Origin of the sequence: Desertivirga xinjiangensis (assembly GCF_024436435.1) — a bacterium.
In the GTDB taxonomy this organism is placed as follows: domain Bacteria; phylum Bacteroidota; class Bacteroidia; order Sphingobacteriales; family Sphingobacteriaceae; genus Desertivirga; species Desertivirga xinjiangensis.
In genome coordinates this window covers 424,688-436,577 of the sequence record NZ_JAFMZP010000002.1, presented here as the reverse complement: position 1 = coordinate 436,577, position 11,890 = coordinate 424,688, and the positions used below count along the sequence as shown (strand labels likewise).

The following is an 11,890-nucleotide window of genomic DNA, read 5'->3' as shown; positions in this document are numbered from 1 at the left end:
CTATGGTCTTTTGTAATTATTCAATTGGTTTATCTTATTAGCCAGTCTTCAGTATCACCCCGCTGTTCCTCATGTTTTTTAATAGCTAGTTCCAGTTCCTTCATCTGCTGAATGAAATCTGTAAATTCCCTGACCTTTTCTTCCGGCAGTATCTCTAAATCAGCCCTATTGAAAAGGAAGCACCACTCCCAGAATATTCGTTCGGCTTCTTCCGGAGGATAGGTTTGAAAAAACCTTTCCATTAATTCTAAAAAAACTTCTGAATTCCTTTCGAAGCTTGATATGTTAGTTTCCATATAATTGATTTAAGTATTTACTCTCTGCCTGTCCGGAGTGTCCACACTCCGGATTGAGCAATAAAAGCGAGTCTCCAGACTCGCCGTCAAATAACAATTACCTATCGCTCATTCTGCCCCACCCCAGTCTCCGTCACTACCACTTCCGGGATCAAAAACGCATACCGCTTATCCCCCGGCCCAAGCACATACTCCTTCCCGTTCAGCAGCCTCCTCAGCGTCACCGCAAACCTGGCGTCCCGGTTCAACCGTCTCAGATCCATCCAGCGCAGCCCGCTTCTGAACACCAGTTCCTTCCTCCGCTCCTGCAGGATCAGCCCCAGTGCTTCCTCTGCTGTACCAGCCGTAAAAGGCACAAAGCTGCTTGCCCGCCGCCTTTTGATCAGCAGCTTATTCAGCCATTCCAGCGCCTCCTCCCGCTTTCCCTCCCGTGCGTAACATTCCGCTCTCACCAAATACATTTCACTCGTAGTGATCCCGGCAAACAAACTTCCGTTGTTCTTCCCTGCATAATCTCCCTTAAAGAACACACCCTGGTCTGCCCCTAACGTAAAGAACAGCCCCTTCCTCAGATCATCGTCATCATAGGCATCATACAGCTCCCGGTCAACCCTGGCCACATTCGCTACAAATACCCCCGAGTTACCCTTATTGATCGCATGAAAGATCACTTCCTGGTTAAACAGTGTAAAAGGATTAGCAGCCGAAGCACTCAGCAGGTTGTAATCCAGCAAGCTGCTTTGCAGTGCCAGGCAGGAATCTGCCCAGCGGCCTGCCGCGGCATAGTCCTCCAGCACCAGGTTCAGCCTGGCCAGTACCGCAAAAGCTGCTGCCCGTGCCGGACGGGTCTTGTAGGCGCTGCTTAGCGGCAGCAAGCCTGCCGCCTGCTCCAGGTCGTTCCTGATCTGGTTGTAAGTTTGCTCCAGGCTCGATCTTACCGTCTTATCGTTAAAGTCTGAGCTCAGCCTTAAAGGTAATCCCGCTATAGAGGAAGCGGTAGCCTTATCATAAGGCAGCGTAAACACCTGGGCTAGCTGGAAATGGCTCAGTCCCCGGAAAAACAGCGCCGAGCCTTTCAGGATATTGTGCTGCTCTCCGGTAGCCGCCCTATCCACCAGGTCGAGCACCGCATTAGCGTTAAAGATGGTGTAATAACCGTTACTCCAGTCCTGGGTAGCCTGAGCATCCCCTTCCCAGGTATAGGTTTTCCGGTCGTCGATAAAAAACAGCTTGGCCCAGTCGGCCTGGTTCAAACGCAGATCGTCTGAGGCGATATCTCCCGCTGCCGGGTAATTGGTGTTCATCGCCGTTTCGTTATCCAGCAGGGCCTGCAGGTCTCCCGCCGTAGCCGGAACGGAAAGCGCCTTGTTGGGTTTCAGGTCGAGGAACTTCTCGCAGGAAGCCAGCAGCAGAGAAACTGCTAAAATCGTTAACGCAATTAATCTTGCTCTATATTTCTTCTTCATGATCTTTTCTTTTTGTCTTTCCATTTCTTTAAAAGTTTGCCCTGATTCCCGCCGAAAGGCTCTTTGCCGCCGGGATATTGTTTCCGTAGTCGGGATCGAGACCCGCTTTGTTCTTCCGCCAGAGGATTCCCAGGTTATTGGCATATAGAAAGACATCCAGCTGCTTAAAAGGCAAGCGGGGAATAGCGGTCCTGATAAACGAATACCCCAGGTTAATATCCTGCAGCCGGATATGATCTCCCCGCTCTACCGTCACTTCACTCTGGCTGTACACCCTTTCCCGCTGCGCATTGGCAGGATAGATCATCGAGGGAACCGTGGTATTCAGCTCATCGCCGGGCTGCTGCCAGCGTTTATCATAGTCGGGATGCCCCACCCAGGAGACCATCAGGTTGGCATAGTTGATCGTGCTCCTGCGGAAGTAATAGGCAAACCTTCCACTGATGTTGAACGACAAACTGATATTGCCATAGCTGAAGCTCTGCCGCAGCGAGCCGTACACCGGGGGCACCGCATCGCCATGAAAAACCAGGTCCTCCAGGGTGGTTTTGCCGGTGATGGCCGTATAGTCCTGGCTGGGCTGACCGTTCAGGAAGGCTATGGGATTGCCGGTGGCCGGATCCAGCCCTGCCCAGCGGTAGCTCACCACGTTATAGGCAGGCTGCCCTTCCAGGGGCGAGATGCCCGTGCCCTCTCCAACATAAAAGCTGAAGGAGCTGGGTTTGCTGTAGTACTTAGTCACCTTGTTCTTTGAGTACGAATACAGGGCAGCAGCTTCCCAGCGGAACCTTCCGGGAAGGATCAGGGTGTTCAGGCTGATATCTGCGCCGCGGGTGCGCATAGCGGCACTGTTGCGGGTCAGGGTGCTGAAGCCGCTGGTGATATCGGATGCTACCAGGCTGAGCAGGTCGCTGGCCCGCTTGTTATAGAGCTCCAGGCTGCCCTGCAGGCGGTTGCCCTTACTGGCAAAGTCGAGCCCGAGGTTGAACATCCGCACTTTCTCCCAGCGCAGCTCAGGGTTGGGCGGGTTTTGCACCTGGGCATAGGGCAGCCCGGTGGAAGAGTTGAACAGAGGCTGCCGGTAGGCAATGGTGGTCAGGGCCGACAAGCTGTTATCCACATTGCCGCTATAGCCGTAGCTGGCCCGCAGCTTGATAAAAGGCAGCAACTCCCGAATGGTGCCAGTGTAGAAGCTTTCGCGGGAAAGGTTCCAGGCCAGCCCTACCGACCACAGGGGCACCCCTCTCTGGTTGGTAGCTACTCCCAGCAGGTTGGAGGCGTCTTTGCGGATGCTGGACGAAAGGATATAGCGGCTCTTTAGTGTATAGGCGGCATTCCCGAACAGGGACACAAAGCGGCTGGTGACATCGGAGAAAGCATTATTTGGCGGCACCTGGGTATTAGCCAGCAGGTTAGCATAGATGGGATAGCTGTTTACAAGGTCCGTCTGCTTAAAGCTCATAAAGTTATCATCATAGCCATAGCTGCGGCCCGAGGAGGAAGAGCTCCTGCGCTGCCGGATCTCGGCCCCGGCCAGGGCTTCCAGCTGGTGCTGCCCTCCCAGGTGACCGGAGTAGTTGAGCTGCCCCCGCGCTACATGGGCATCGAGCACCTGTTCGGCCAGGTCCAGGATACCTCCGTCGGGGATGATGGTGGTACGGCTGGAAGCCGTGAGCTGGGTATAGCGGTTCACCAGGTCTCGGGCGAAGTAAGTGTCTTTGCTGTAATGCTCCCGGCTGCTGGTCGCGGCCCGCTCGTACTGGTAGCGCAACTCGGCGTTCCATTCGTTGGCTTTGGTTTTATAGAGCTGGTAGCGGCTGCCCAGGTTTAGCACCAGGTCATGGATCCGGCTGACATTGTCTGCTAGTTCTGCCTCATCCAGGGGACGGTAATGCCAGTCGAGCAGTCTGCCCTTGCCTGCCGTATCTACAAAGGACAGGCGGTAGTCTTTTTCCAGGGCCAGGGCATTGCCTGCGGCATCGGCCAGGCGGGCATAGGGGTAGATCACCGACTTGCCTCCCCCGGGATTGATGGCGGTATTGTAGTTATGAGCCAGGGTGGCGGTATAGCTGAGCCCGGCCTGCAGCTCGAGCTGCTTGATGGGTTTACTGATCACCGTGCTGCGCAGGGTGGTTCTTTGGTAGTCGTTACTCTGCTGGCTCAGCAGGTTCCGGTCGTATCCTCCCGAAAGGGTATAGTGCAGGTTGCTGCTTCCCCCGCTCAGGTTTAGAGCATACTGCTGGTTAACGCTTTTGCGGTATAGGTACTTGCTGATATCGTTTCGTACATCGTAACTGCTGAGCTCTGCGATCTGACTGTTAAGCTCCTCCTGGCTAAGCTGCCCTGCCCGGTGTTTAGCCAGCAGCTCCACCACGGGAGAGATCACCGGCCTTGCCCGGGTATTGCTTAGGGCGGAGTTATAAAAGCCTTTATCAAAGAGAAAGCGCTCGGCCTCGATAAAGGAGGCGGAGGACATTTGCGGGGCATAGAACACATCGGGTTTCTCGCCGAGGGTGACATTGCTTTGCAGGGAGAGCCTGAAGGGCTGATTATAACCTGCTTTTTTGGTGGTGATGACGACCACGCCGTTTCCTGCCCTCGCGCCCCAGATGGAGGAGGCTGCCGCGTCTTTTAAGATGGTGATCTGCTCGACATCGTTGGGGTTGAGGTTGCGAATATCTCCTTCATAGGGGAAGTTATCGACAATGAACAGAGGCTGCCGCTGGGTACTGCTGCCCAGGCTGCTGATACCCCGGATACTGAAATTCTGGTTAGCAGCACTTCCCCGTTTGTCAAAGAGCACCTCGGAGGCAATGGCATCCAGCCGGCTGAGCACATCGGTACTCACCTGCCGGTTATAGAGCTTCTGATCAATAACCTCAAAGGAGCCGGTGACACGTTCAAGGGGTAGCTGCTGGTAGCCGGTAGAAACGGTAACCTGCTGCAACTGGGCACCGGAGGGCTGGAGCTTTAAGATCAGGGGGCTACTGGTTTGATTGTTTACGTGTACCATTATTTTCAGGGTTTTAAACCCGATATAGGAAACCTGAAGCTGAGCGCTGTCTGCGGGCAGGTTCAGCTGGAAGGTGCCATCCGCATTGGAAGTAGTATGGATGCCGGTGCCGGGCACCATGATAGAGGCTCCGGCCAGGGCTTCCTGGTCCGTGTTTGACAGAATGCGACCGTTTATTGGGTGCTGCTGTTTCTGTTGAGCGCTGAGGTGACTGGGATAAAGGTTTAGGAGGAACAGGGTAAAGAGGACTACATAGGGTGTTTTCATTTTTGAGGGTTGATTTCTTGTGATTTTCTGATTTACCGGATAATGATTTGATGGTTTTTACTGATCAGTGGGTTAGGGTGGTATCGGTGGTAAAGGCGGGTTCTTTAAGGATGAACATTTCTAGCTCCCGCTCCTGGCTTTGCAGCAGTAGGCCTTGCTTTTTGAGTTCTTCCTTGAAGGATGTTAAGTTGTTCAGGGGCTTACTAAAGCGGAGATCTGCCGGACCGGCAAAACCGGTTTCATCCAGTACGGGCGGAAAGCCGGAAATGCGGTTAAGAGCGAGCACCAGGTTTTCCAGCGGGGCATTTTGCATAAAGGGTGTTTCTTCTTCGGGCCCCAGCGCGACATAGCGTTTTTGCGCTGTTGGTTGCGCTTGTGATCTAAACAGGCTTACATCTTTGATTTTCAGCACCAGGCAACTGACCTTTCGTTTTTCGATGGAGCTTTTAAGGCCGGTCATTGCGTCCAGGTCATGGCGCATCCAGGGATAGACATCTTTCAGATCAGTTCGGGCAGGAAGGCTGCATTCATAGCTGTACTGGTGCTTCCGCTCCCATTCGGTCAGGTAACCGGCTTTCGGGCTGTACACCAGAGCGGCGGTATCTTTGACTTCCAGGATTCTGCGGGAAGGGTTAAAGATCAGGCCCCCGCGTTGGTAGGCGATCGCGTAGAGATGCAGCAGGGTATGGTTGATGGCATAAAAGCGGGTGATCCGGCCGCTGCTGTCTTTCTGGGTGCCGGAACGGGTGCTGGCTCCCGGAACATAACCGGTCAGCAGGCTATTTCGCTTGTCTCCTGCAGCAGGGCTCTTAATTGCTGCCAGCGGTTTGTTGTAATCATAGGGAGCTTCGCTGTCTTTCTGCGGCCAGTTCATGGGGCCGCCAGTTAAAGCCTGCCGGATATTGTCTGCGTTCAAGTATTCGGCATAGGTAACCGAGCGGAACACGCCTTTCTGATCGATCCAGATGATATGGGGTACGGTTTTATAAGGAAAGAATTGTCTTAAGAGGGTATCACCTGTGGCGATGGGCTGGTTCAGGCCGGAAAGCTTTGGGCTTGCTTGCAGGTAAGCCTGTACGGTTGTTGCTTGCTGCGAAGTTACCGGCAGGATCAGCACTCTATCATTGAACTTCGCCTGGAGCTTTTTTACCGTGAGCAGGTATTCAGCGGAGCTGCTGCAATCGGTAGCCCAAAAATCCAGAATGATCAGTTTGCCTTTGTGTTCTGTTAAATTTATGCTGCCTGCCTTAAGGTCGATAACATTTGTGATACTTAGTTCGGGCAGCTTCTCCCCTATTTTTAAGGGTTTGGTTTGTTGCTGAGCGTTGACAAGGGTACTGACCAGCACGATCGTGATGATCAGCAGCAGGATACCGATAGTAATCAGGAACGTTTTGAAGCATTCTGCTTCTGTATTCTTAGGTGGCTGTGTCATGTTCTTAGTTTTTGTCAGGGTTGGTCTTCCTGTCTCCGAGAAGCTTTTTGTGTATAAAGCGGAGATCATAGGGAGCCAGCGCTTTGTTGAGTTCTTCGATGGTGTTTAAGGGAGTATCCAGCAACAGGTCGATCTGGCCGATGTAACCGGTTCCATCTATCAGCGTCAGCCGGGAATCTTTCAGGTACGAGACTTTCAGCCCCTGCAGGAACTGGCTGATGGAGCCATTGTATACCCGGCAACCGAAAGGTTCGAAATCGAGCTGTGCTATTGCTCCAATGGCCTGTATTTTGTCGGCGCCCGAGGTACGGATTAGAATAAGGCTATCAGAGTCGTAAGGCCCTTTTGCCAAACGAGCATTAACAGCTGCACTGGGTTTGGCGGCGTAAAAAATCATGAATGTCAGCCCCGCTAAGAGCAAAAGCTTTTTGCCAGGAAGAGATATATAGAAGGATTGTAAATGATGTACCATAAAGAAATCAAGGAGGTTTTTGTGGAAAAATGGGCAATAGGGTTCCTGCATGCTCCATAAAAGACATTTAATCGAAATCCTGGAAATGAAAAGAAATAAACCTGGAGATTAAAAAGCAAAAGAGATCTTATCAGGCTGATAGCAACCTATTCAGGGGGACAAATTAACAGGTTCCAGTTCAAGACGTTTAGATTAATCATGTTTATTGTCCTGAACCAGTTTAGATACCAAATTGACTTTTATACCTAATCATAACTACTTTTGCTTGCCCGGGTAAACCATACAGGGGCTATATCAAAGAAAGCAGATTTTCCCGTTCTATCCTATTCTGAGGTTTTCTATCTTAGTAATTGAAACGGATATTTTATTCCGGCTACACTACCAGGAACAATTGAAAGCTCAGCCGTTCCTGAATCGCAAAAGAATGGCAAATGGATGCTTATAACATGTTCAGACTCATCCACTTAAATAAGTCAATCCTCCTTCTTGCCTCCCGCAGTTCCCGCCTCTCAAGTATTTTTTTATATTTGTCTTAACCAACCCTATTAATTACAGGTATGAGCACTACATCCGAAAAATCAGGAAAAATTCACCAGGGCAGAAATGTACGGCGCTTCCGCGAGATGCTTGGACTAAAACAAGAAGCCCTTTCAATTGCCCTTGGTGAAGACTGGAACCAGAAACGGATCTCTTTATTAGAAGCTAAAGAAACTTTAGAACCTGAAGTGCTTGCCTTGGTGGCAAAGGCTTTGAAAGTGCCAGAGGAAGCTATCAAGAACTTTGACGAAGAGATGGCGGTAAATGTTATTTCGAATACATTTTCAAGCCATGACAACTCGACTCTTAACGCAGTGAATATTCAGCCTTCCTTTAATCCTATCGACAAGTTAATAGAAGTGGTTGAAGACAATAAAAAGCTTTACGAGGAAAACAAGAATCTCTATGAAAGACTGCTTAAAAGTGAGCGGGAAAAGATAGAAATCCTCAGAGACATAAAAGCTTAAGATCCCTTATTATTTGAGGATAAGTTTGAGATGGATTTTGACAATAAATCAGTCTCAAACTGGTGAGGATTTTGGAACAGTATTCAGGTAGAATACTTAGAAATAAATAACCAGCACTAAGTTGAAACTGTTCTTTCCGAACGGTACTTTCAGTCCCAACGTTTCATATCTCCAATATTCCTTATCAATCCGTTTTCAATTGACAGTTAAGCAGTACCACCTTATTCAACGCTTCTAATACCACTTTAACGTTTTGGTCGTCGGTATTAAGCTCCAACCCACCTATGAAAAATCTACGCGCAAAATCTCTATGTACCTCACTTGGAGCCTCTTTAGAAAAGGCTATTTCCCAAAGCGCTAAATAGATGTTGACTAAATCTTCGAAAAAAATCAACTTATCGAAAAAGCTATGGAAGTTCGAAAATATAGCAGTCTCATCTTCTGATACGGGTTCGTCATCTGGTAAGGGTTCATCATCTGATTCAATCAATGGTTCGACCGGTGGTTCAACCAGCAAAACCAGGTCCTCCTTCGAAAGCTTATTCATGCTTTCCACTGAATCCCGGGCTTCCCACAGGATCTCAACTATATTTATAATATTGGGTATGTCCTGATGATCTATAACCTTAAGGTATTCCAGGTCTATCGGAATACCTTCATCATCTTTCCAAACAGCATTCAGGTCCTGGAATTCGTTTTCCAGACCAAATTTAAAACCCAGACTGTAAAAGGAGAAAGCAGCTTCGTCCAGCAGGTAATATAATTTGACCAGCTGCTGGCGATAGTTAAGTTGATTTTCTTTCATGTTGAAATTATAAGATTGTTTATATTGACGTGAATTGGTCAATTATCCGGATCAATTGATTGCGGTAATTAAAACTTTGTTTTTGCATAAGACGATTATATTAGTATTATTTTACTGAGAATGAACTACATACCATGTTCAACTGTCCGGACAAAATAAGAACATTCCTGACAATACAAAATGATCAGCCAAGCTTTATTTCAGGAGATTAAAAGCTTGGCTGTACAGAGTTGGGAATTCCACTGCTGAATACAAACAATCCATAGTCGTTGTCCACCATCGGCAATTCAGGCTAGAAGACGCTTCTTGAGAATTAACAAACCAATTAATACGGCTGTCACTACTAACAACCACACATACCATTTACCCTGCTTTTCGGTCTTTACTGAGGTTTGGCTGTTGCTGATCCTTAATCTTGACCTCATATCTTCACTGCGGACCGAGTCGATTTTTATGTCATTTCGCGCAGACAGAGTTGAGCGTCCCCCCCTCCAGATCTCCCCATTACCGGAAATCTTTAGCATTTTTGCTTTACCGCTAAATCCACCAACCGGCGAGTAGGTAAAATCACCCTCAGGACTTATTTCAACCATGAACGTATGTTTGCCGGAATCTGCATAGATGAGACGGATTTCACTGTCGGTCCTCTCTTTTAACGACATTGCACTGGTCAGTTTTTCTCGCTGAACAAAGCTGCTGTCCGTTTTATTTACCGAGCGATTTTTCAGCACCGAGCAACCCGGGAAGAACAAAATCATCACAGCTAAAACCAAAACTACTCCGATCTTCATAGGGGTTTTCACAACAAATTTCCTAAGGGATTTCATAAACTCTTCCCTCCTATGTAATCTGCCACCTTGTAAACAGAGCTGATCATTCTTCGCCGACGGTAAACCCCATCACCTTCAATCCCTCCTGAAACATTGGTGTTGCCCTCGACGGTGACAAGATATTTGCCTGACCACTCATCAACGAATCCGACATGGGCCACTCTTCCCTTTTCGGGGAACCAGATGCCAAACACATCACCAGCTTCCGGTGTCTTTCCCTGCTTCATTAAGCTTCTTCTTCGCTGCCAGATCACTTTAGAGTTTGGCAACAGATCAGGCGACCAGCCGCTGCCAGGGTTGGGGATTCCGGCCTGACCAAGCCCCCAGCACACAAAGGCTGCGCACCAGGGATTTGAAGCTTTAAGATGAACGTACCGGAGGTAAGTTTCCACCCGGTCCCCATCGTTCTTACCGGTTTTCTCTTTTACACCCAGCTCTGCAGTGTAAATACTTTGCAGACTCAGGCGCAGAGACGAGCTTCTCTGTCGTTTTCCAACCAATAAATCGCTACCGGTAAACTTCATACCAGCGCTGCCAGCGTAAACACAAACGCAAAAAGCAGCAACAAGTAAAAACTTAAAAAGATCAGTAATCTTTGCCATGGTAATAGTTGATTGAAAGTTTGCTCAAAACCGAATTCAGAATACTCAGCCATCACAGGCCAGATGGTCCGGATGATCCACCAGGTCAGAAACTGAAAGAAAAACACAGCTAGTGAAGCCAGGATGATAGCGCTAAGAACACCCGCATCGAAAGGCGCTGCTGAGCTATCAAACAGCCGTATTGCTCCCGGAAAAAGCAGGAACATAAGCACCCAAAGAATCAGGTTGATCAGTTCGCGGTTGAAGTTAACGCGCGGAATATGTGGCCACTTAAGCCACTTCAAAAGTATCGTTGTCATGATTTTAAAAATTAAGTGTTAGAAATAAAACCCAGGTAAGTAGTTGGTGATGCATCCTTTCCATTACGTTTAAGAAACAACAGGTAGCCATGAATTTTACCTTTAACGAAGCCCTTAGGAAGCACTACACGCATGAAACCATCTTTGCGGATGGCTTTTTCCCTGAGAACAAGTCCGGCCTCCGCAGTTTCGTTATAAAATACAGCAATTGCTTCGTCATCTACCGATAACTTGGGTGAGCTCGTCCATTGTACAATGGCTTCTCCCTTGTCGAATTGAAAAGATGTACTCAGTGGCTTGATAAGTTTCCCACGGCTAAGCCAAACCTGGTCAAAGAGGATTCTTGGTTCATCATCCTCCATCTTAATAGCCTGGGTCAAAACATGGGACATCGCCGCATCGAAAGGATACATCTTTTTATATTTCTCAGTCCAGCAAATACAGATAATCTGCCTGAACGTATTTACAAATAAATTAGCCTTCTTAAGTTTAGCCCGGACCTGTAACTGAGCGGCAGATGCGGATTTAACGCCAGTCGGCCGTTTTCTCACATAAGGTCTCTTTATCTTTCCATTACAAAACACCTTATCTCCCAGTGCACCCGAAAAGGGGAATAAATTTGCACCATTTAAGTTTGACATGATTTCTACTTGTTAAAAATGAAAGGAATAAACGTATGCCGGCCGAAGCCAGGCATACGTAGATAATTAAGATCAGGGAATCTTTACAGAACCCATATAAATGGATTTCGAATTTAGTTTACCAGTTACATCTGTGAAAAAAATGTAACCGTGAACCGTATCACCCGAAAACGACTTTGGAAGCGTGACCAGCATCTCGAGTTCCGACCTTTGCGCACCAACATACACCGCATGCAGCTTCTTTTCCTCGCTATAGAGCACTACAGTTGCCTCATCTGAAGGCTCCTGGTTCTCTATACTCCCCTGGTCATCCCATTTTACAGTTAAGTCGCCTTCGGCATCGGGCACCATCTCAGGACCAGAACATGGAAGAAGGTAGCCTGCACTTATCTCTATCAGGGCCAAATCTATCTCCAGATCCGGATACGTCCCTTTAAAGGCTGCCATATTCTTTTTCACTGCATGATGATACGCCGTAGACCTGCCGGTGTATTTGTTTTTGAAACCCAGCTCCACAATCCGTTTTATCTGGATCAAAAAGTCAAACATCATCTTAAACTTCTCCCGTACTATTTTTTGTTTGTCGGTCGGGTCGTTCTTGCTGCGTTTGCCTTTAGCTCTGAGGTAGCTGATGTCCCTCCAATTGCTGGCAACCATATTGCCCAGTTTGCCAGAGATCCCTCCGAGGGGACCGTTGTTTAATTCTGCCATTTTTTTAAAATTTTAAAATTGTTATTTATTAATTGTCCCTTCCATTTGC

At 48.5% G+C, this 11,890-nt stretch carries 12 protein-coding genes; 1 reads left to right on the top strand and 11 read right to left on the bottom strand.

Going from position 1 to position 11,890, the window contains the following annotated elements; all coding sequences use genetic code 11:
* Positions 1-29: 29 nt before the first annotated feature.
* The 5 genes from J3P37_RS06710 to J3P37_RS06690 form a co-directional block, all read right to left on the bottom strand.
* Entirely contained in the window at positions 30-296 is a 267-nt protein-coding gene (locus J3P37_RS06710) for a hypothetical protein (RefSeq protein WP_256010300.1), read from the bottom strand.
* A gap of 101 nt (positions 297-397) precedes the next feature.
* Complete coding sequence (locus J3P37_RS06705; RefSeq protein ID WP_256010299.1) at positions 398-1,786, bottom strand: RagB/SusD family nutrient uptake outer membrane protein; 1,389 nt, start codon at positions 1,784-1,786, stop codon at positions 398-400.
* Positions 1,787-1,790: 4 nt separating this feature from the next.
* Positions 1,791-5,042, bottom strand: coding sequence for a SusC/RagA family TonB-linked outer membrane protein (locus J3P37_RS06700; RefSeq protein WP_256010298.1), 3,252 nt, complete (start codon positions 5,040-5,042; stop codon positions 1,791-1,793).
* A gap of 64 nt (positions 5,043-5,106) precedes the next feature.
* The gene (locus J3P37_RS06695; RefSeq protein WP_256010297.1) at positions 5,107-6,477 is read right to left on the bottom strand and encodes a TlpA family protein disulfide reductase; all 1,371 of its coding nucleotides are present in this window, start codon (positions 6,475-6,477) and stop codon (positions 5,107-5,109) included.
* A 4-nt stretch (positions 6,478-6,481) separates the two neighbouring features.
* On the bottom strand, positions 6,482-6,949 hold the full coding sequence (locus tag J3P37_RS06690) for a hypothetical protein (protein ID WP_256010296.1): 468 nt from the start codon (positions 6,947-6,949) through the stop codon (positions 6,482-6,484).
* A gap of 557 nt (positions 6,950-7,506) precedes the next feature.
* Here J3P37_RS06690 and J3P37_RS06685 point away from each other — a divergent pair.
* A complete protein-coding gene (locus tag J3P37_RS06685; RefSeq protein ID WP_256010294.1) occupies positions 7,507-7,953 on the top strand; it encodes a helix-turn-helix domain-containing protein in 447 nt (148 codons plus the stop codon).
* A 184-nt stretch (positions 7,954-8,137) separates the two neighbouring features.
* Here the strand turns inward: J3P37_RS06685 and J3P37_RS06680 are convergent, their stop codons facing one another.
* From J3P37_RS06680 to J3P37_RS06655, 6 genes are all read right to left on the bottom strand, one after another.
* Positions 8,138-8,758, bottom strand: a complete 621-nt coding sequence (locus J3P37_RS06680) for a hypothetical protein (RefSeq protein ID WP_256010292.1) — start codon at positions 8,756-8,758, stop codon at positions 8,138-8,140.
* Positions 8,759-9,045: 287 nt separating this feature from the next.
* Positions 9,046-9,549, bottom strand: a complete 504-nt coding sequence (locus J3P37_RS06675; protein ID WP_256010291.1) for a hypothetical protein — start codon at positions 9,547-9,549, stop codon at positions 9,046-9,048.
* A gap of 32 nt (positions 9,550-9,581) precedes the next feature.
* The gene (locus tag J3P37_RS06670) at positions 9,582-10,112 is read right to left on the bottom strand and encodes a CHAP domain-containing protein (protein ID WP_256010290.1); all 531 of its coding nucleotides are present in this window, start codon (positions 10,110-10,112) and stop codon (positions 9,582-9,584) included.
* Positions 10,109-10,489: a hypothetical protein gene (locus tag J3P37_RS06665; protein ID WP_256010289.1), complete on the bottom strand. Its 381-nt coding sequence runs from the start codon at positions 10,487-10,489 to the stop codon at positions 10,109-10,111. The genes J3P37_RS06670 and J3P37_RS06665 overlap by 4 nt, the downstream gene beginning before the upstream one ends.
* Positions 10,490-10,500: 11 nt before the next feature.
* A complete protein-coding gene (locus J3P37_RS06660; protein ID WP_256010288.1) occupies positions 10,501-11,130 on the bottom strand; it encodes a DUF6266 family protein in 630 nt (209 codons plus the stop codon).
* 72 nt (positions 11,131-11,202) lie between these two features.
* A complete protein-coding gene (locus J3P37_RS06655) occupies positions 11,203-11,841 on the bottom strand; it encodes a DUF6266 family protein (RefSeq protein WP_256010287.1) in 639 nt (212 codons plus the stop codon).
* Positions 11,842-11,890 lie beyond the last annotated feature (49 nt).